Source organism: Lentzea californiensis (assembly GCF_024648825.1).
Taxonomy (GTDB): Bacteria; Actinomycetota; Actinomycetes; order Mycobacteriales; family Pseudonocardiaceae; genus Lentzea; species Lentzea californiensis.
Map to the genome: position 1 here is coordinate 232,416 of NZ_JANBBE010000003.1, position 18,607 is coordinate 251,022.

At 70.2% G+C, this 18,607-nt stretch carries 24 protein-coding genes; 16 read left to right on the forward strand and 8 right to left on the reverse strand.

Features of this window, described 5'->3' with window-relative positions; genetic code table 11:
* Positions 1 to 14 precede the first annotated feature (14 nt).
* Genes LX88_RS15435 through LX88_RS15445 form a run of 3 tightly spaced genes read left to right on the forward strand, consistent with a single transcriptional unit; the run spans position 15 to position 2,469 of the window.
* Entirely contained in the window at positions 15 to 1,004 is a 990-nt protein-coding gene (locus LX88_RS15435) for an ABC transporter substrate-binding protein (protein ID WP_258948461.1), read from the forward strand.
* Positions 1,001 to 1,723 (forward strand): ABC transporter ATP-binding protein, encoded by a 723-nt coding sequence (locus tag LX88_RS15440; RefSeq protein ID WP_258948462.1) that lies wholly within the window; start codon positions 1,001 to 1,003, stop codon positions 1,721 to 1,723. Before LX88_RS15435 ends, LX88_RS15440 begins: the two co-directional genes overlap by 4 nt.
* Entirely contained in the window at positions 1,720 to 2,469 is a 750-nt protein-coding gene (locus LX88_RS15445) for an ABC transporter permease (protein WP_258948463.1), read from the forward strand. The genes LX88_RS15440 and LX88_RS15445 overlap by 4 nt, the downstream gene beginning before the upstream one ends.
* On the opposite strand, the gene LX88_RS15450 is transcribed toward LX88_RS15445, so the two are convergent.
* Positions 2,466 to 3,119, reverse strand: a complete 654-nt coding sequence (locus LX88_RS15450) for a TetR/AcrR family transcriptional regulator (RefSeq protein ID WP_258948464.1) — start codon at positions 3,117 to 3,119, stop codon at positions 2,466 to 2,468. The two genes, LX88_RS15445 and LX88_RS15450, sit on opposite strands and share 4 nt — an antisense overlap.
* 59 nt (positions 3,120 to 3,178) lie before the next feature.
* On the opposite strand from LX88_RS15450, the gene LX88_RS15455 reads away from it, so the two are divergent.
* A complete protein-coding gene (locus tag LX88_RS15455) occupies positions 3,179 to 4,009 on the forward strand; it encodes an SDR family NAD(P)-dependent oxidoreductase (protein ID WP_258948465.1) in 831 nt (276 codons plus the stop codon).
* On the opposite strand, the gene LX88_RS15460 is transcribed toward LX88_RS15455, so the two are convergent.
* Genes LX88_RS15460 through LX88_RS15470 form a run of 3 tightly spaced genes read right to left on the reverse strand, consistent with a single transcriptional unit; the run spans position 4,006 to position 6,244 of the window.
* Positions 4,006 to 4,668 (reverse strand): CE1759 family FMN reductase, encoded by a 663-nt coding sequence (locus tag LX88_RS15460; protein ID WP_258948466.1) that lies wholly within the window; start codon positions 4,666 to 4,668, stop codon positions 4,006 to 4,008. The two genes, LX88_RS15455 and LX88_RS15460, sit on opposite strands and share 4 nt — an antisense overlap.
* Positions 4,668 to 5,090 carry a MarR family winged helix-turn-helix transcriptional regulator gene (locus LX88_RS15465; protein WP_258948467.1) on the reverse strand — a complete coding sequence of 141 codons (423 nt, stop codon included), beginning with the start codon at positions 5,088 to 5,090 and terminating at the stop codon, positions 4,668 to 4,670. The genes LX88_RS15460 and LX88_RS15465 overlap by 1 nt, the downstream gene beginning before the upstream one ends.
* Positions 5,087 to 6,244, reverse strand: a complete 1,158-nt coding sequence (locus LX88_RS15470) for an LLM class flavin-dependent oxidoreductase (protein WP_258948468.1) — start codon at positions 6,242 to 6,244, stop codon at positions 5,087 to 5,089. The genes LX88_RS15465 and LX88_RS15470 overlap by 4 nt, the downstream gene beginning before the upstream one ends.
* Before the next feature lie 89 nt (positions 6,245 to 6,333).
* On the opposite strand from LX88_RS15470, the gene LX88_RS15475 reads away from it, so the two are divergent.
* Entirely contained in the window at positions 6,334 to 6,939 is a 606-nt protein-coding gene (locus LX88_RS15475) for an ABC transporter ATP-binding protein (RefSeq protein ID WP_258948469.1), read from the forward strand.
* Entirely contained in the window at positions 6,936 to 8,288 is a 1,353-nt protein-coding gene (locus tag LX88_RS15480; protein WP_258948470.1) for a DUF6297 family protein, read from the forward strand. The genes LX88_RS15475 and LX88_RS15480 overlap by 4 nt, the downstream gene beginning before the upstream one ends.
* 19 nt (positions 8,289 to 8,307) lie before the next feature.
* Here LX88_RS15480 and LX88_RS15485 read toward each other — a convergent pair whose 3' ends face one another.
* The gene (locus tag LX88_RS15485; RefSeq protein ID WP_258948471.1) at positions 8,308 to 8,967 is read right to left on the reverse strand and encodes a type 1 glutamine amidotransferase domain-containing protein; all 660 of its coding nucleotides are present in this window, start codon (positions 8,965 to 8,967) and stop codon (positions 8,308 to 8,310) included.
* 56 nt (positions 8,968 to 9,023) lie between these two features.
* Here LX88_RS15485 and LX88_RS15490 point away from each other — a divergent pair, with 56 nt between their 5' ends.
* A complete protein-coding gene (locus tag LX88_RS15490) occupies positions 9,024 to 9,917 on the forward strand; it encodes a LysR family transcriptional regulator (protein WP_258948472.1) in 894 nt (297 codons plus the stop codon).
* Between the two features lie 30 nt (positions 9,918 to 9,947).
* On the opposite strand, the gene lexA is transcribed toward LX88_RS15490, so the two are convergent.
* A complete protein-coding gene (gene lexA, locus LX88_RS15495; protein WP_258948473.1) occupies positions 9,948 to 10,607 on the reverse strand; it encodes a transcriptional repressor LexA in 660 nt (219 codons plus the stop codon).
* Between the two features lie 57 nt (positions 10,608 to 10,664).
* Between lexA and LX88_RS15500 the strand changes: the two genes are divergently transcribed.
* From LX88_RS15500 to LX88_RS15520, 5 genes are all read left to right on the forward strand, one after another.
* Positions 10,665 to 11,231 (forward strand): GNAT family N-acetyltransferase, encoded by a 567-nt coding sequence (locus LX88_RS15500; protein ID WP_258948474.1) that lies wholly within the window; start codon positions 10,665 to 10,667, stop codon positions 11,229 to 11,231.
* A 70-nt stretch (positions 11,232 to 11,301) separates the two neighbouring features.
* The gene (locus LX88_RS15505; RefSeq protein ID WP_258948475.1) at positions 11,302 to 11,892 is read left to right on the forward strand and encodes an RNA polymerase sigma factor; all 591 of its coding nucleotides are present in this window, start codon (positions 11,302 to 11,304) and stop codon (positions 11,890 to 11,892) included.
* A complete protein-coding gene (locus tag LX88_RS15510) occupies positions 11,885 to 12,949 on the forward strand; it encodes a CU044_5270 family protein (protein ID WP_258948476.1) in 1,065 nt (354 codons plus the stop codon). Before LX88_RS15505 ends, LX88_RS15510 begins: the two co-directional genes overlap by 8 nt.
* A gap of 111 nt (positions 12,950 to 13,060) precedes the next feature.
* The gene (locus tag LX88_RS15515; RefSeq protein ID WP_258948477.1) at positions 13,061 to 13,489 is read left to right on the forward strand and encodes an SRPBCC domain-containing protein; all 429 of its coding nucleotides are present in this window, start codon (positions 13,061 to 13,063) and stop codon (positions 13,487 to 13,489) included.
* A 9-nt stretch (positions 13,490 to 13,498) separates the two neighbouring features.
* Positions 13,499 to 14,056, forward strand: coding sequence for a TetR/AcrR family transcriptional regulator (locus tag LX88_RS15520; protein WP_258948478.1), 558 nt, complete (start codon positions 13,499 to 13,501; stop codon positions 14,054 to 14,056).
* On the opposite strand, the gene LX88_RS15525 is transcribed toward LX88_RS15520, so the two are convergent.
* A complete protein-coding gene (locus LX88_RS15525) occupies positions 14,003 to 14,491 on the reverse strand; it encodes a MarR family winged helix-turn-helix transcriptional regulator (protein WP_258948479.1) in 489 nt (162 codons plus the stop codon). The genes LX88_RS15520 and LX88_RS15525 overlap by 54 nt on opposite strands.
* 96 nt (positions 14,492 to 14,587) lie before the next feature.
* On the opposite strand from LX88_RS15525, the gene LX88_RS15530 reads away from it, so the two are divergent.
* The gene (locus LX88_RS15530) at positions 14,588 to 15,355 is read left to right on the forward strand and encodes a DUF4142 domain-containing protein (RefSeq protein ID WP_258948480.1); all 768 of its coding nucleotides are present in this window, start codon (positions 14,588 to 14,590) and stop codon (positions 15,353 to 15,355) included.
* A gap of 15 nt (positions 15,356 to 15,370) precedes the next feature.
* Positions 15,371 to 16,546, forward strand: coding sequence for an FAD-dependent oxidoreductase (locus LX88_RS15535; protein ID WP_258948481.1), 1,176 nt, complete (start codon positions 15,371 to 15,373; stop codon positions 16,544 to 16,546).
* Here LX88_RS15535 and LX88_RS15540 read toward each other — a convergent pair.
* Positions 16,543 to 16,911, reverse strand: coding sequence for a winged helix-turn-helix transcriptional regulator (locus tag LX88_RS15540; protein WP_258948482.1), 369 nt, complete (start codon positions 16,909 to 16,911; stop codon positions 16,543 to 16,545). The two genes, LX88_RS15535 and LX88_RS15540, sit on opposite strands and share 4 nt — an antisense overlap.
* Positions 16,912 to 16,995: 84 nt before the next feature.
* Between LX88_RS15540 and LX88_RS15545 the strand changes: the two genes are divergently transcribed.
* A complete protein-coding gene (locus LX88_RS15545; RefSeq protein ID WP_258948483.1) occupies positions 16,996 to 17,391 on the forward strand; it encodes a nuclear transport factor 2 family protein in 396 nt (131 codons plus the stop codon).
* Positions 17,392 to 17,443: 52 nt separating this feature from the next.
* Positions 17,444 to 18,583 carry an AI-2E family transporter gene (locus tag LX88_RS15550; protein WP_258948484.1) on the forward strand — a complete coding sequence of 380 codons (1,140 nt, stop codon included), beginning with the start codon at positions 17,444 to 17,446 and terminating at the stop codon, positions 18,581 to 18,583.
* Positions 18,584 to 18,607 lie beyond the last annotated feature (24 nt).

Consider the following 18,607-nt stretch of genomic DNA (forward strand, 5'->3'; position numbering starts at 1 on the left):
TCGGGGGAGGGAACATGAGGAAAGCGTTTTCAGCGCTGTTCGCCGTTCTGCTGGCCGTCACGGCCTGTGCGGCGCCTGCCGGGCAGAAAGCTCTGCAGAAGGTCAGCTACCTGACGTCGTTCGGCACGTTCGGGCGTGACGCGTACGTGTACGTGGCGAAGGAGAAGGGGTACTTCGACCAGGCGGGCCTCGACGTCACGATCACGCCGGGCACCGGCAGCGTCGACGTCCTGAAGCTGGTCGCGGCTGGTCGCGCCGACTTCGGTGTCGCCGACTTCACCGCCACAGCGATCACCACGGCCAAGGAGAAGCTGCCGGTCACCGTGATGGCGGCGATCCAGCAGCGGTCGCTGGCGGCGATCGTCGCGCTGGAGGGCAATGGCATCTCGAAGCCCGCCGACCTGGCCGGGAAGAAGATCGGTGACCAGCCGGGGTCGACGAACCAGGTGATGTTCCCGGTCTACGCGAAGGCGGCGGGCATCGATCCGGCGAAGGTCCAGTTCGTGCCGTCCGCCCCGCCCGCGTTGCCGCAGCTGCTGGCGGCGGGGCAGGTCGACGGGATCGGCCAGTTCGTGGTCGGCAAGCCGTTGATCGAGGCCGCGGCCAAGGGCAGGAAGGCGGTGGTGTTGCCGTACGGCGACCTGGTTCCCGACCTCTACGGCAACGCGCTCGTGGCGTCCAAGGACGTCGTGCAGAACAAGCCCGAGCTGGCGCGCACGTTCATGGGTGCGCTGCTCAAGGGCCTGGAGTACTCGATCGAGCACCCGGACGAGGTCGGTCCGATTCTCAAGGAGTACCAGCCGATCCAGGACGCGGACGTGGCCAGTGCCGAGGTCGGGCTGATGGCGCCGTACGTCAAGCCGCCGGACTACAGCGGCAGGGTGGGCGGGGTGACCGGCGCGCGGGTCGCGAAGATCATCGGTACGCTCGTCGAGGCCGGTGCGATCCCGGAAGGATCCTTGAAGCCCGACGACCTCGTGTCCTTCGGGATCTCGCCCAAGTGATCACGATCAGCGGAGTCTCGCACTCCTTCGGCGGCGTGCACGCGCTCGACGGCATCGACCTGGAGGTGGGCGAGCACGAGTTCGTCGCGGTGATCGGGCGGTCGGGCTGCGGCAAGTCGACGTTGCTGCGGCTCGTCGCCGGGCTGCTCAGCCCGTCCGCGGGCGAGATCCTGGTGGCCGGTTCGCCGGTCACCAGGCCGCGCGGGGACGTGTCGGTCATGTTCCAGCGACCGGCGTTGCTGCCGTGGCGGACGGTGCTGGCCAACGTCCTGCTGCCGGCCGAGGTCCTCGGTCTGGGCGACCAGCGGGACCGCGCGCACGAGCTGCTGGAGCTGGCCGGGCTCGGCGGGTTCGAGAAACGGCTGCCGCACGAGCTGTCCGGTGGCATGCAGCAGCGGGTGTCGCTGTGCCGGTCGCTGATCCAGAGCCCGCGGGTGATGCTGGTGGACGAGCCGTTCTCCGCGCTGGACGCGATCACCCGCACCGAGCTCTCCGAAGAGCTGCAACGGGTTCAGCTCGCCCGGCCGCGCGCCGTCGTGTTCGTGACGCACTCGATCGACGAGGCCGTGCTGCTCGCCGACCGGATCGTGGTGCTCAGCCCGCGGCCCGGCCGGATCCACCGGGTCGTCGAGGTCGATCTGCCTCGTCCGCGCGCGCTCGGCCAGGTCGAGCTGGACGAGGTGAGCCGCGAGCTGCGCGGGCTCCTGGCGACCGCATGAGGGCCGCGCTGCCGGTGCTGGGACTGCTGGCGATCATCGGGCTGTGGTGGCTCGCGACGATCGTGTTCGGGATCGAGCCGCTGCTCGTTCCGTCACCGGCCGACGTCGTCGTGTCGTTCCTGGAGCTGCCCGGCTACCTGCTGGAGCAGACGCTGATCACGTTGTGGGAGGCCGTGTCCGGCTTCGCACTGTCCATTGTGATCGGTGTGCCGCTCGCGTTGCTGATCGTCGGGTCGAGCGTGCTGGAGCGGATGTTCTACCCGCTGCTGGTCGCGCTCAACGCCGTGCCGAAGGTCGCCATCGCGCCGATCGTGGTGGTGTGGTTCGGATTCGGCATCTCGTCGAAGGTGCTGATGGTGGTGCTCGTGTGCATCTTCCCGATCGTCATCTCGACCGCGTCCGGCATGAAGTCGACTCCCGGTGAACTCGTCGAGCTGTTCCGGTCGCTCGACGCGACGCGCACGCACGAGTTCTTCAAGCTGCGCCTGTGGCACGCGTTGCCGCAGATCTTCGTCGGCCTGAAGGTCTCGATCACTTTGGCGGTCATCGGGGCGGTGATCGGTGAGTTCGTGGGCGCCGATGCCGGACTGGGCTACGTGATCACCGTGTCCGGCGGCAGTGCCGACACCTCACTGGCGTTCGCGGCGATGGCGTTGCTCGCGGTCATCAGTGTGGCTCTGTTCTACCTGTTGACCTGGGCCGAGCGAAAGCTCGTGCCCTGGTCGGAGGAACACCGGGTGCTCTAGCGGGCCAGGCGGTCCAGGAGCTCACCGAGCAGCGCGCGTTCTCCTGGAGTGAGGTCGCCGGGATCGTCGGCGACCAGCGCGCGGAGCGTGAGCGCGGTGCTGGCCCGGTCGGTCGGAGACTCGGTGGCGGTGCGCAGCACCCCCGCCAGCGCGGCCTCGCGGACGCGTTCGGACAGCGCGAAGTCCGGCTCCGGCCGGCTGATCAGGGTCAGTGTGACGCCGACGTTCGCGGCGAGCACCTGCTCGGCCGCGTCGTCCGCGGGGACCTTCAGCAGCCCTCGGGTGGCGGCCTCGGTGAACCGTTCGCGTAGTGCGGCGTGCGCGGGAGCGGTGACGGCACAAGGTTTTCCGGGCTCGGCGCGGCCGTAGAGCAGCCCGTAGAACGACGGGTGCTCCAGCCCGAACCGCACGTGCCGGTCCCAGCCCTCGCGCAGGTCGCCGAGCGGGTCGCCGGAGCTCTCGACCGCGGTGTACTGGGTGAAGCCGTGGTTCAGCACGGCGTCGATCAGGCCCTGCTTGCTGCCGAAGTGGTGGTACAGCGTCGGTGCCTGCACCCCGGCGCGTTCGCACACCGCCCTCGTGGACACCGTGCCGCCGCCGTCGAGCATTTCCGCCGCGGCGAGCAGGAGCCGATCCCGTGCGTTCTGCATGGTCGCTATAGTAGCTTATGTAGCGCTACAGTCGTCTCTATAGCGATAGGAGAAGTGCGATGAGGACCTGGTTCATCACCGGAGGGACGCCCGGAGGGTTCGGCCTGACCTACGCCGAGGCGGCGCTGGAGCAGGGCGATCAAGTGGTGCTGACCGTGCGCCGGCCCGCTGAGCTGCGGGAATGGGCTGCTGCCCACGGGGACCGCGTGCTGGTTCTCGAGCTCGACGTCACCGACGCCGAGCAGGTGCGCGCGGCGGTGAAGGCGGCGGAGGAGCGGTTCGGCGGGATCGACGTGCTCGTCAACAACGCGGGCCGCGGCTGGTACGGCTCGGTGGAGGGCTCACGAGACGAGACGGTCCGTCTCACGTTCGACCTGAACCTGTTCGCCGTGGTCGAGGTGGTGCGCGCCGTCCTGCCGGGAATGCGGGCGCGGGGCAGCGGCTGGATCGTCAACATGTCGTCGCTGGCCGGGCTGGTCGGCATCCAGGGCTTCGGCTACTACTCGGCGGCGAAGTTCGCGCTCGAAGGGCTGTCGGAGACGCTGCGCCAGGAGGTCGAGCCGTTCGGCGTGCGCGTGCTCGTCGTGGAGCCGGGATCGTTCCGCACCAAGGCCTACGCGGGTTTTCAGGACGAGCCGGTGCGCGAGACCGTGGACGCGTACCTGCCGCTGGTCGAGGGCATTCGCGCGACGTTCGCGGACCAGGACGGCAAGCAGCCGGGCGATCCCGAACGGGGTGTGCGCGCCGTGCTCAGTGCGATGAACGCACCTGTTCCACCGCACCGGATCGTGCTCGGCGGCGCCGCGTACGACGCCGCCGTTGCGATGCACGAGAGTGCGCTGGTCGAGCTGCGCGAGAACGAGAAGCTCTCGCGTGGTGCGGACTTCTAGGCGCCGCCCGCCGCCAGGCGCATCAGGTCGGAGTCGAGGTCGATCGTCAGCTCCGTGCCGCCCGCGCTGCCGTACTCGTGCTGGTAGCTGCCCCACGACTCGTCGCGCACGGTCTTCTCGAAGCCCGAGGTCATGAGCGCCACCAGTTCGAGGGCCGCGCGGTCGATGCGCTTGTTGAGCCCGTTGTCCTGCCAGTCCTCGGTCGACGCGAACAACGCCGTCGGCACCACGACCGTGCGCAGGTAGGCGAACAGCCCGCGCATCTGGTCGTCGACCACGAGCGCGTGCCGGGCGGTACCGGCGGTCGCGGCGAGCACGGCGGGCTTCGCGATCAGCAGGTCGTTGTCGAGGATCTGGAAGAAGGACGTGAACAGCCCGCTCGCGCCTGCCTTGTAGACGGGGGTGCTCGCGACGATGCCGTCGGCGTGCCGCAGGGTCGCGATGGCTTTCTGCAGCTTCGGCCCGATGTGGTTGGACACCAGGGCGTTCGCGATCTCGGTGGCGAGCTCGCGCAGTTCGATCACCGTCGTGCCGACGGTCTGCGCCCGCTTGCCGGCGAGGGTGGTGACCCGTCCGGCGACGCGGTCGGCGAGCAGGCGGGTGGACGACGGGTCGCTCGTGCCGGCGGACACCACCACCAGCTGGAAGTTCTGGCCCATTACTCCTCGCTCTGGCTGAGCTTGCCGGTGATCGCGGCGAGCTGGTCGAGTTCTTCGGGCGTCAGCACGCTCAGTGCGCGCGTGACGCTGCGTGCGTGCGGGAGGCCGATGGCCCGCTGGGTCTCGCGGCCCGCGGGGGTGAGCGACAGGCGCACACCCCTGCGGTCACCGGGATCGGGGCGGCGGTCGAGGTAGCCCCGTTCGACCAGGCGGTCGACCATGCGGGACAGGGCGGGCTGGCTCAGCAGCACGTGGCGGTTCAGCTCACTCATCCTGAGTGGACTGTCGCATTTGGACAGCTGGTACAGCACGTCGTACTCCCGCATGGTCAGCTCGCCCCAGACGTCCTCCGCGTTGAACTGCTTCGTCAGCGCGGCGTACGCCTTCATCAGGGACTCCCAGGCCTCGTTGGCACGGGTCACTGCGAGTCCTGGTACGGCGAGCCGCCCGTGACGTTGTCCCCCCGGTTGGCGTTGGGCTTGGGCTGGCGGACCGGTCCGTCGCCGTACTTGTCCTGGACGCGCCCCGCGTGCGTCGGCGGCTTGGCGGTCTCGAGGTCCTGCCGCGCCTCCATCTCCTTGCGCAGCACCGGAACCACCTCCTCGCCCAGCAGGTCGAGCTGGTTGAGCACCATCTTGAGCGGCAGGCCGGCGTGGTCCATCAGGAACATCTGGCGCTGGTAGTCGCCGAAGTGCTCGCGGAAGGTCAGCGTCTTGTCGATGACCTCCTGCGGGCTGCCGACCGACAGCGGCGTCTGCTCCATGAAGTCCTCCATCCGCGGGCCGTGGCCGTAGACGGGAGCCTCGTTGAAGTACGGGCGGAACTCGTTGAGCGCGTCCTGCGACCGCTTCGCGATGTACGCCTGACCACCCAGGCCGACGATGGCCTGCTTCTCCGTGCCGTGGCCGTAGTGCGCGTACCGCTGGCGGTAGAACTGGATCAGCCGCATGTAGTGCTCCTTCGGCCAGAAGATGTTGTTGGCGAAGAAGCCGTCGCCGTAGAAGGCGGCCTGCTCGGCGATCTCGGGCGTGCGGATCGACCCGTGCCACACGAACGGCGGCAGGTCGTCCAGCGGACGCGGGGTGCTGGTGAAGCCCTGCAACGGCGTGCGGAACTTGCCCTCCCAGTCCACGACGTCCTCGCGCCACAACCGGTGCAGCAGGTTGTAGTTCTCAAGCGCCAGCGGCAGGCTCTGCCGGATCTCGGCACCGAACCACGGGTAGACCGGCGCGGTGTTGCCGCGGCCCAGCATGAGGTCCATGCGGCCCTTCGACAGGTGCTGCAGCATCGCGTACTCCTCGGCGATGCGCACCGGGTCGTTCGTGGTGATCAGCGTCGTGGCGGTGCTGACGATGAGGTTCTTCGTCTTCGCCGCGATGTGGCTGAGCAGCGTCGTCGGCGCGGACGAGAAGAACGGCGGGTTGTGGTGCTCGCCGATCGCGAACACGTCGAGCCCGACCTCCTCGGCCTTCTCCGCGATCTGCACGATCGCGTCGATGCGCTCGGCCTCGCTCGGGGTCTCGCCGCTCACCGGGTCCCTGGTGATGTCGCTCACCGAGAAGATTCCGAACTGCACGGCACCCGCCTCCTTCAAACTTAATGACTTATGCGTTTGCATCTATCCTAACGCCTGGGTGCCCCGACTATTCCCACTACCCTGATCACATGTCGTTGGGCGTGGGGGACGCCGGCTTCAGCTACGGCGGAATCCCCGTTTTCGCAGATCTGTCCTTCACCGCCGACCCCGGTGAGGCCGTTGCCGTCGTGGGCCCGAACGGTTCGGGCAAGTCGACGCTGCTGCGCTGCCTGGTCGGTGCCGAGGTGCTGGAGTCCGGCAGCGTGCTGCTCGGCGGCGCCGAGCTGGACGAGTCGTCGGGCGAGTTCCGGTCCGCCGTCGCGTCGCTGCTCGACGACGCCGACTACTTCCCGGACGTGTCCGTCGTGGAGCACCTGCGGCTGCTGGCGTGGCTGCACGGGTCGTCAGCCGACGTCCTGGCGGTGCTGGGTGAGGTAGGGCTGGGTGCGGTGGCAGACCAGTTGCCGCCGACTCTGTCCTCCGGGCAACGGCACCGGCTCGGGCTGGCGTCGTGCTTCGTGAGGCCGCGCTCGGTGCTCGTGCTGGACGAACCCGAGCAGCGCCTCGACGCGGCAGGCCGCTCCTGGCTGCGGTCCCGCCTGCTGGCCGAGAAGGCCGCCGGGGTGGCCGTGGTGTTCGCGTCGCACGACCAAGAACTGGTGGAGGCGGTGGCGTGCCGGACCGTCACGCTGTGACCGCGTCCGCCGTCCGGCACTGGCTGCGGCCCCCGGTGCCGTGGCGCTTCCAGGTCACGCGGCTGTACGCCCCGTTCGTCAACTTCTCGGTCGTCGGCCTGGTCGGCTACGGCTGGGTGTACGCCGGCCTGACCAAGGCCTCCTACCCAGGTGGCGCGTGGACCGCGCTCTGGCTGTCGGTGCTGGGCGTCGCCGTGCTGACGAAGGTGGTGCTGGCGGCCGGGCCGGTCTTCGTGGGCGCGGACCGGATGTTCTGGGTGCTGAGCTCACCCGTGCCGCGCGAGGCGTTGTTGCGGCCGCGGTTCTTGTGGCTGCTCGCGGTGGGGGCGGCGGTGGGTGCCTGCTGGCCCGCTGTCGTGTCCGGGATCGTGGGGGCCGTGGTGCCACCCCTGGTCGCGGCGGGTGCCGGGTCCGCCTGCGGGGTGGCCGTGGTGGCCGGCGCCGTGGCGGTGCAACGGGCAGGGGTGCGGCCGCAGGGGTGGTTGAGCGGGCTGGTGTGGCTGGCGGTGGTGGCGCTGCTGGTACCGCTCGGCCTGCCGGTGTCGTGGCTGGGCGCCGGTGCCGGGCAGGCGGCGGCCGGTGAACCGGGTCTGCTGGGCGGGTGGGCCGGTGCGGTCGGTGCCGCCTGGGTGGTGGCGATCGGCCTGGTGGTGGTGGCGGCCGCCTCGCTGCGGTCCCTGCGGTGGTCCGACCTCGCGCCGGGTGGCGCGCTGGCGGGCGTGGCGCGGGTGTCGGTGAGCTGGTTCGACCTCGCCCTCCTCGGCGCGGTGCTGGCCGAACGCCGTGCCCGTGCGCTCGGCCGCGTGAAGTCGGCGCGGTTGAGGGGTTCCCGGCTCGTCGTCCTCGCCTGGTGCGACGCGCTCCGGCTGCGCCGCACGCCGAATGCCGTGCTCGTCTGGGCGGCGCTGCTGCCCGTCCCGGCGCTGGTGTCCGTGGGCTGGCAGGGCGCGGTCGTCCCGGCCGTGCACCTCGTCGCCGCGTTCCTGGCCACCGACCGGCTGGCCGCGGGGCTGAAGTTCGTCTGCCGCTCGCCCGCGATGCGCCGCGCACTGGGGCTGCCGGACCGTCAGCTGAGGTTGGCGCACCTCGTGTTCCCCGCGGCCGGCGCGATTCTGTGGTGCGCGGTCACCGCGGCGTTCACCCCGCACGTGTCCGCGGTCAACGCGCTGGTCTCGGCGGTCGGTGCGGTTGCCGTCGTGTACCGGATCGCCACGCGGCCGCCGGTCGACTTCGGTGCCGTGGTCATCGACTTCGGCGTGTTCGGGCCGACGCCGCTCGGCCTGATGGCGCAGTTCAGCCGCGGTCCGGCGTTGCTGGCGGCGCTGTGCCTCCTGCAGCTGGCGCTGTAGGAGGCACAGCGCGTCCGTCTCAGCCGAGCAGTTCGGCGACCCGCGTTGCGGTGGCCGCGGTGGACTGCGGGTTCTGACCCGTCACGAGCCGGCCGTCCACGACCACCGTGCTCGACCACGGCTCACCCGTCGTGAGGCGCGCGCCCAGATCGGTCAGCCGACCGGCGACCGAGTAGGGGACGGCCAGACCTCCCTGGCGCTCCTCCTCGTCGCTGAACACGGCCATCTCCTTGCCCGCGAACACGAACGTGCCGTCCGCGCGGACCGCGCTGAGCAGTCCGGCCGGTCCGTGGCACAGTGCAGCGACGAGCTTGCCGCCGTCGTGGAACTCCGCCAGCAACGCGCCCAGCGACGCGTCGGACGCCAGGTCCGCCATCGGACCGTGCCCGCCCGGCAGGTAGATCGCGTCGTAACCGGCAGCGTCCACATCGGACAGTGCGGCGGGAGCACGCAGGTCCTCCAGCGAGGCGACGGCTTCGTCGAACTTGCCGTCGAGGCTCGCCTTGTCCACGGTGGGCACGACCCCGCCCGGCGTCGCGACCGTCACCTCGACACCGGCTTCGCGCAGCACGCGCACGGACTCGACGACCTCCTCCGCCCAGAACCCCGTGGGGTGGGCCGAGCCGTCCGCCAGGGTGAGCGAGTCGGCGCCGGACACGACCATCAGTAGCTTCTTCATGTGGTTCAGGACATCACAGATCCGGAGAACGCCACGGACGAGCTATAAGATGAGTTATGGCTGCGAAGTTGACGGACCTGGATCTGCTGGCGACGTTCCTGGAGATCTACCGGGGCGGCTCGATCACCAGCGCGGCCACCAGGCGGGGGCTCACCCAGCCGGCGGTCAGCGGCCAGCTCGCCAGGCTGGAGAAGGAGCTGGGCGAACCGCTGTTCGTGCGGGGCAGCCGCGGGGTCACCCCCACACCCCGTGCCGACGACCTGGCCCGCCGCGTCGGCCAGCACGTCGACCAGCTCCGCACCGCGCTCGACCCAGGCGGCATCCTCGAAGGCACGGTCCGGATCGGGGGAGCGGCCGAGTTCATGACCGTGCGGGGCCTGCCCGCACTCGCCCCGCTGACGCGCAGGGGCCTGCGGTTCGAGGTGACGTTCGGCCTGGCCGGTGACCTGCTGGCCGCGCTTCGGGCCGCGAAGCTCGACGTGGTGCTGTCCTCGGTGCGTCCTGCCGCCGGGTTCACCGCCACGCCGTTCACCGACGAGGAGTTCCTGCTGGTCGGGCCGCCGCTGCTGGCCAGGACCGTGGACCAGGACGTGCTGGCCGCGGACCCCGCGCGAGCCCTCGAACACCTGCCGCTGGTCGCCTACGACGGCGACCTGCCGATCATCCGCCGCTACTGGCGCAGCGAGTTCGGCACCCGCCCGGCGAACACCGTCGCCGTGACCGTGCCCGACCTGCGCGCCGTGCTGGCCGCGGTGATCGCCGGGGCGGGAGTGTCCGCCCTGCCGCGCTACCTCGCCGAACCCGCGCTCGCCGCCGGCTCGGTCGAACAGCTGCACCACCCGGAGGTGCCCCCGCTCAACACCCTCTACGTCGTCACCCGCTCCACGACCACGCCGGCCACCGACGCCGTCGTGGAGCACCTGCGATCACGCGACTGGGGCGTCCTCTGAGTGATCTGTCCTGAGTGGACCGGCGACCTCTCAGACGCTCCTGAGCACCGACACGACGACGCCGAGGATGACGGCCTTGTCGCCGTCGATCACCGGGTACTCGGCGTTGCGCGGTTCCAGGTACACGTGGCCGCCCTTGCGCTGGTACACCTTGACCGTCGCCTCCTCCTCGATCATCGCGGCGACGATCTGCCCGTTGTAGGCCTCGTGCGTCTGCCGCACCACGACCGTGTCGCCGTCGCAGATCGCGGCGCCGATCATCGAGTCGCCGCGCACGCGCAGGGCGAACACGTTGCTGCCCCGGCCGACCAGGCCGCGCGGCAGGTGCAGCACCTCGTCCACGTGCTCGACGGCGGAGATCGGCGCACCGGCGGCGATGTCACCGACGACCGGCACCGAGATCGAGTCCCCGGAGAGCGTCCCCGCCGCCATCGGCGCGCCGCTCAGAAAGACCCGTACGTCCATCGGCCGCGTCACCGAGCCGCCGCGCTTGAGGAAACCCTTGTCCTCCAACGCAGTCAGGTGCCGGGAGACGCTGGAGGACGACTTCAGGCCGACGGCCTCGCCGATCTCGCGCGTGCTGGGGGAGTAGCCGTGCTCGACGACCCAGTCGCGGATGGCGACCAGGATCGCCTGCTGGCGCTCCGGCAGCACCGTCGTGTCGAGCTCGAGATCGTCGTAGGCGGTCATCGGGCGATAGTAGTAATCCGCTTGCCAGACACGATCGGGTGGTCGTTCGATCATGCGATGACCTCTGCCTGGGTAGGAGAACTCGTCCGGCTGCGCGGCGTCGAACCGGAGGACTGGGAGAGCTTCCAGCGGTTCGACGCGAACACCGGAGACATGCGCAGGGCGGACCGCGTCCACCCGCCGCGATCAGGAGCCCGGCAGCGGGAGTGGGCGCAGAAGACCGCGCTCGAGGCACCCGAGAACGACACGATGATGCTCGGGATCGAGTCGCTGGCCGAGGCCGCGCTCGTCGGGATGCTGGCGACCGACGCGGTCGACTACCGCGCCGGCCGGTTCATGTACGGAATCTCGATCGGCACCGACCACAAAGGACGCGGCTACGCGACGGAAGCGGTGCGGCTGCTGCTGAACTTCATGTTCGGCGAACGGCGGTTCCACAAGTGCGAGGCGAGTGTCCGGGGGTTCAACGACGCCTCGATCGCGTTGCACCGCAAGCTCGGTTTCACCGAGGAGGGCAGGCTGCGCGACCACGAGTTCTTCGCCGGCCGTCACCACGACGTGGTGCTGTTCGGGATGACCGCGGCCGAGTTCGCCGCCCGGCACCCGTACCCGTGCGAGATCTGACCGGCTGCCGCACGATGTGGCGGTGAGCACACGACGGGAACGCTCCTGGGGTCTGCGACCAGGTAGGTCTGTGCGAACCCAAGCGGCGCCCATGGCGCTGACACCGGAAGTGAGGCCGGCCGTGCTGGACGAGTCCGCGCTGCTGGAGCTCTACGAATCGACGGCCGAGCGGTTGCACCGCTACGTGGCCAGGCGGGTCGGCGCCGACACCGCGCAGGACGTGGTGTCGGAGGCGTTCCTGGTGCTCTGGGACCAGCGTGCCGGGCAGGCCTACGACGCCGACGCCGTGCGGGCGTGGCTCTACGGGGTGGCGACGAACCTGTTGCGCGGCCACGTCCGCGCCGAGGAACGCAAGCTGCGGGCGTGGAGCAAGGAGTACGCGGCCCGCACCGACGAGGCCGACATCGGCGACCGGGCGAGCGCCGCGGCGGACGCCGGGCTGCTCGCCGGGCCGCTCACCTCCTGGCTCGCCGAACTGCGGGTCGAGGAACGCGAGGTGCTGCTGCTGCACGCGTGGGCCGACTTCTCGCCCGCGGAGATCGCCGTGGCGCTCGACGTCCCGGTGGCCACCGTTCGCACCCGCCTGCACCGCGGCCGGGCCCGGCTGCGCACCCGTCTCGCCGCGACCGACCACGACTTCACCGAGGACAGCCATGTCTGAGCCCACCAAGCCCGAGACCCTCGACCGAGTGCTCGACGCCGCGCTGTCGCGTGCCGGTGACGAGCCCGTCCACTTCGACGTGGCCGCCGGCAAGAACGCCCTGGCCGCTGCTCTGAAGGCACGCGCCGAAGTGGCCGAGCCGATCGCCGTCGAGCGCCGGCCGCGCAAGCGGGTTCGCTGGCTCGCCGCCGCGGCCGCCGTGGCCGTGCTGACCGGCGGTGGCCTGGCCGCGTCGACCGTCGACCTCACCGGCGTCGGCAGCAACCCGGTGAACGCCGCCGAGGAGCTGACCAAGGCCGCCGACCTGGCGTCCCGCGTGGTCGAACGCCCGCTGGCGCCCGGCCAGTTCCGGTACGTGCGCACCCGCTCCGCGGGCATCACCGTGGAGATCGGCTCCGGGAACGCCTCGGAGGTCGACCTGGTCCAGGAGGAGTGGATTCCCGCCGACCGCCGCGACGAGTGGTTGTTCCGGAACAAGCTCAACTCCTCGAAGTGGCTGGAGGGCCACGAGGGCGACGGCGCACCGGATCCCGGCACGTCGTTCAAGGACGGCCAGGAGTTCCGCGCCAAGTGCGGCAACTACTCCTACTTCGCCCAGGGGCAGCCCGACCGGTGCACCGTCGGCTCGCTCCACAGTCCCACGCCGGAGTTCATCGCGTCGCTGCCGAAGGATCCGAAGGAGCTCTACGCCAGGTTGAAGGACGAGGACGGGACCGGCGACGCGGGCGTGCTGGTGTCGGCTCGCCGGGCTCTGCAGTCGGGCCAGTACCCCGCCGACGTGCGGGCGAACATCTTCCGGGCGGTGGCGATGGTGCCGGGGCTGGTCGTCACGGACAAGAGGGCCAACCTCGACGGCAAGGAAGGCGTCGCACTCGGCATCAAGCAGGGCGAGAACTTCAGCGAGATCATCGTCGACCCGGAGAACGGCGACTTCATCGGTGGCCGGTCGACCGTGGCCGAGGACCTGCCCGAGGACGAGGGCGGTCTGGAGAAGGGCACCGTCCGGAGCTCCTACGCGGTGACCACCAAGGTCGTGGACTCGCTGGGCGCCAAGTAGCTCGTCTCCCGCCGTTCGGGGCGCGGGAGAGACATGCAACCCTGGGGTTGCGCATCCTCGGGGGGATGTGCAACCCTGGGGTTGCACTTATTGGCGGACCTGGGAGTGGACGTGAGCGTGGACCGGATCGAACGCGAGACCCTGATCGAAGCACCGCCGGAGCGGGTCTGGCAGCTGGTGACCGAGCCGGGGTTCTGGGTGGCCTCCCAGCCGTCCGGCACCGCGGTCGAGGGGGAGACGACCCTCTGCAAGAACGAGCAGTACGGCGACTTCCCGGTGCGGGTCGAGACCGTGACGCCGCAGACGTACGTGGCCTACCGCTGGGCCAGCGCGTTCGGCGGGCAGGAGCTGAGCGCGGACAACACGACGCTGGTCGAGTTCACCCTCGTGCCCGAGGGCGCCGCGACCCGGCTCAAGGTCGTGGAGAGCGGCTTCGCCCAGCTCGCGGGCTCGGAGGAGCTGCGCGCGAAGGCACTTCAGGACAACACCGGCGGCTGGTCCGAGGTGCTCGAGGCGTTCACGAAGAAGGCCGAAAGCTAAGTTGAGCACGTGCCCAAGTCAGCCGACCGCGGTCGCCGCACCCGTGAACAACTGATCGACGCCGCCGCACAGCTCGTGGGCGAGGTCGGCTGGGGTGCGGTGACCACGCGGCTGGTCGCCGAACGGGCCGGCGTCAACGCCGCGCTCGTGCACTACCACTTCTCGTCGGTGCCCGAACTGCTGTCGGCGGCCGCGCTGCAGTTCGCCTCGCGCGCTCTGGCCGAGTCGGCGCAGGCGCTGGCGGCGGTGTCGCCGGCCGAGGGCGTCGAGCGGATCTTCGAGGACCTGTCCCGCTTCACCGGCACGGACCCCGAGTCGTTGCTGCTGGCGGAGGCGTTCCTGGCCGCGCACCGGCTGCCCGGGCTGCGGGACGCGTTGTCGGCGCTGGTCGTGGACTTCCGGGCGCGGGTCGCCGAGTGGTTGCGGGACTCGGGCGTGCAGGACGCCGACGCGGTGGCGTTGTTGCTGAGCGCGGCCATCGACGGCCTGGTGCTGCACCGCGCGCTGGACCCGTCAGTCGACTTCCGCGTGGTCGCGGGTCCGTTCCGGCGCCTCGTCGCGGGCTGACCAGCGCGGTTCGCCACCTGCTTCGGCGAACGCGGTCAGCGCCTCGACCAGGCCGTGCCGCAGGTGCTCCGGCATGCGGGCGACGATCGTGCTGATCTCGGCCCGCCGCCGCGACATCACCTCGGTCACGATTCGGCTGCCCTCCTGGCTCGCGACGACCACGACCTCGCGTTTCGAGGCGGGGTTCGGGGCGCGGTCGACCATCCCGGACGTGATCAGGCGGTCGATCATGCGCTTGGCCGTGGACGGGTTGACCTCCAGCAGGTCGGCGAGCGCGGTGAGGCTCATCGGGCCGCGGCTGTCGAGCAGGACGACCATCCTGAGCTGCGGCAGGGTGAGCGTCTCCTCGACGGCCGCGAGGGATCGGGCCGACACGGCCACCAGCAGGCGGGACGCGGTGAGGACCGCGTCGGTCAGGTCGTCGATGTCGCTCACCCGCCTAGTTCTACAGGGCTCCGGCTTCGGTAACGAAACGATAAACATTGCACTGTGCAACGGTCAGCGGGTCGTCGTCTGTCCGTACCTCCCGGCATGCGGATACTCCTCGTCGCTTTGCTGGCGTTGTTGCTCGGAGCGCAGCCCGCGTTCGCGCAGCAGGATCTGGGGCCCGACTACGTGCAGACCCAGTTCGGGCCCATGGGCCCCGCTGGCCGGGACCTGCTGCAGAAGGTGGCCCTCGCGGGTCTGTGGGAGGGCCCCGCCGGGCGGATGGGACTCGAGAAGTCGGCCGACCCGAAGGTGCAGGAGGCCGGTCGGCACCTCATCGACGGGCACGCCGACCTGGACCGGCGCACCGCCGTGCTCGCCCGCACGTTCGGCGTGCAGCTGCCGACGCGGCCCAGTGAGGCGCAGCAGGGCTGGCTGGACGAGATGGCGGCCGCGCCCGCGCGCAGCCCCGAGTTCGACCGCGTGTTCGCGAATCGGCTAAGGGCGGCGCACGGCGGTGTCTACAAGTTCCTCGCCTCCGTGCGCACCGGTACGCGCAACACCGCGATCCGCGACTACGCCAAGGTCTGCATGGACACCGTGCTCGACCACATGACGGTGCTCGAAGCCACCGGGATGGTCGACTTCAGCGACACCGAGGCGATTCCGCTGGCGTTGGTCGCGCAGCCGTCCTCGATCGCGCCCACCACTCCCGGACAGGCGGTTCAGCAGAGTCCGCAGTACTCCCAGCGGCAGTCGCAGGACGACGGCGACATCCCCGACGGCGCACTCGGGCTGGGCGTGCTGGCGCTGGTCGTGGCCGGTCTCTGGTTCTGGACGAGCGGGCGAAGCAGTCGCCGGCCGCATCCGTAGTGCTAGATTGGGCATATGCCTAAGTCGAATGCCCAACGGCGTGCGCTGGTCGTGGGAGCGGGGATCGCCGGACTCACGTCCGCGTGGTGGCTGGAGCGCGCCGGGTGGGACGTCTCGGTGGTGGAGAAGGCGCCGTCGTTCCGCGCGGGCGGTTACATGATCGATTTCTTCGGGCCGGGTCACGAGGTGGCGCGGCGGATGGGGCTGCTGCCCGCGCTGGAGGCGCGGCGGGCGCCGATCTCGTCGGTGACCAGCGTGGACTCCTCCGGGCGCCGGCGCGCGGAGATCTCCGCCTCCGCTTACGAGGCGGTCGCGGACGGGGTGATCAGCCTGTTGCGCGGTGACCTGGCCTCGGTGATCCGCGATGATCTGCGTGCGCCGATCCGTTTTGGCGCAACAGTTTCCGCTGTCGGCGACGACGGCCGCGTGACGTTCCCGGACGGGTCCTCGGACGAGTTCGACCTGGTCGTGGGTGCTGACGGCGTGCACTCGCGGGTGCGGGAGCTGGTGTTCGGGCCGCCGTCGTCGTTCGTGCGGTACCTGGGGCACCACACGGCGGCGTTCTCGTTCCAGGACGCGGAGTTGAGCGCCCGGATCGGCCACCGCTACCAGATGCTGACCGTGCCGCATCGCATGATCGGCTGTTACGCCGTGCGGGACGGGGCGATGGCCGCGTTGCTGCTCTACCGGTCCGATTCTCCCGAACTGCCCGCCGATCCGGCTTCGGCGCTGCGGGAGCGGTTCGGTGACCTGGGCTGGGTCGCGCCCTCGCTGCTCTCCGTGGTGCCGGACGACGTCTACTACGACGAGGTGTCCCAAGTGGACATGCCGATGTGGCATCGCGGCAAGGTCGTGCTCGTGGGCGACGCGTGCGGGGCGGTCTCGCTGTTCGCCGGCCACGGGGCGTCACTCGCTATGACCGGCGCCTGCGTGCTGGTGGAAGAGCTCTCCGCAGGCGCCGAGGGCGCCTTCGAGCGCTACCAGGGCCGGGTGAAGCCCGCCGTGACGCACACCCAGGAGTTCGGGCGGCGGTTCATCGGCTGGATGGCGCCCTCGTCCGCTTGGCGGATCTCGTTGCGCGACATGGCGTTCCGGCTGTCCGGTCTGCCCGTCGTGCGGAACCTGATCCGCGGTTCCGTCGCGCCGGACGTCGACGGCGTGCTCACGGCCGGTCGAGAACCTTCGCGCTAGCGCGCGTCGTACGCCTCGCGGTTGACCAGCACCTCGGCGATGTGCTCCTCGGCCCACCGGCACAGCGCGAACAGCGGCTCGTACAGCGTGAAGCCGAGCTCCGTCAGTTCGTACTCGACCCGCGGCGGCACCTCGGCGTACACGTGCCGCGTGACGAGCCCATCGCGTTCGAGGTCCCGCAGCGTCTCGGTCAGCACCTTGCCGCTGATGCCACCGAGCTGCGTCTTGAGGTCGCCGAACCGCGTGCGCCCGTTGCCCAGCACGGAGACGGTCATCGCCGTCCACTTGTTCGCGATGCGCGCCAGGCTCTTGCGGGACGGGCAGGTGGCCATCAGCACGTTCCAGTCCGGCATGGTCTGTGACATGGCGCACATCCTTCCGTTAGTTACGTTGAGGTAATTGGTTACTTTTGGTGAGCATAGGTCAACCGCAACGAAACGGAGAAACCCATGACCACCCCGCTCGCCGTCGCCACCACTTACTTCGAGGCCTTGGAGGTCGGCGACTTCGTCACCGTCGCCGCCCAGTTCGCGGACGACGTGGTGTGGCACCAGCCAGGCGGCAACCAGTTCTCGGGCGTGCACCGCGGCAGTGAAGCCGTCGGGGCGATGATCGGCGGGATGATGTCCGTGTCCGAGGGCACCTTCTCCCTGAAGCGCAGCGCCCCGCTGATGGTGAACGGCGACGTCGTGGCGGCTCCCGTGCACTGGACCGGCAAGCGCTCCGGGGCGGAGATGGACGGGGCCGGGATCGACGTGATGCGCGTCGCCGGCGGGAAGGTCGTCGAGGTGTGGCTGTTCACGGCCGACCCGGCGGAGGAGGACACGTTCTGGGGCCGCGGCTAACGAAACGGCATGTCTGCCACCCGTTCGGGGTGGGTAACGACAGACTGTGGGCGTGGAACGGGATCGCAGGTGGGCGGACAAGGGTGAGGCCATCGGGCACGGCGTGAGCTGGCTCGCGCGGTGGAGTTTGCGGACGGCGCTGGCCGCGCTCGGCTTCTGGATGGTCTTCTGGCTGGTCGGGAAGCTGTGGGTGGTCGTCATGCCCGTGCTGCTCGCCCTGCTGATCACGACGGTGCTGTGGCCGCCGGCGCGGTGGATGATGTCGAAGGGCCTCAACTCGGCCCTGGCGGCGACGATCGTGCTGCTCGTCGGACTCGGCGTGCTGGGCGGGGTCATCGCGGCGATCTCGTCGTCGATCGCGTCCGGTGTGCCGGAGATCGCGCAGAGCGCGCAGAAGGCCGTCACGCAGCTGCAGGACTGGGCCTCCGGGCCACCGTTCAACCTGAAGGGCAGCGACCTCGACCGGCTCATCTCGCAGGGCGTCGACCAGATCAAGTCCAGCATCGGGTCGATCGCCGGTGGGCTGCTGACCGGAGCGGGCGCGGTGACGTCGGGCCTGGTGACCGGGATCGTGGCGTTGCTGCTGGCGTTCTTCTTCGTCAAGGACGGCATGCGGTTCACGCCGTGGGTGCGTGGAATGATCGGTGAGCGCGCCGGCGCGCACGTCACGACGGTGCTGGAGCGGATCTGGGTCACGCTCGGCAGCTTCATCCGCAGCCAGGCCGTCGTGTCGCTGATCGACGCCGTGTTCATCGGCGTGGGCCTGCTGGTCCTCGGCGTGCCGCTGGCGATACCGCTGGCCGCGCTGACGTTCCTCGGCGGCTTCATCCCGATCATCGGCGCGTTCATCGCCGGCGCGCTGGCCGTGCTGGTCGCGCTCGTCAGCAACGGCCTGACCACGGCCATCATCATGCTGATCATCGTCGTCGTGGTGCAGCAGGTCGAGGGCAACGTGCTGCAGCCCATCCTGCAGTCGCGCGGCCTGCGCCTGCACGCGGCGGTCGTCCTGCTCGTCGTCACGGCCGGCACGTCGCTCTACGGCATCGCGGGCGCGTTCTTCTCCGTCCCGGTCGCCGCCGCCGTGGCCGTCGTCATGCGCTACCTGGGCGAAGTCATCGAATCCAGGTCCGTAATGGTTACGTCACAACCTGACGGGGATGAACCGGGGAAGACCGAACGTTCTCCTGAGTGAACACCCGAGAAGAGGAGTGACACA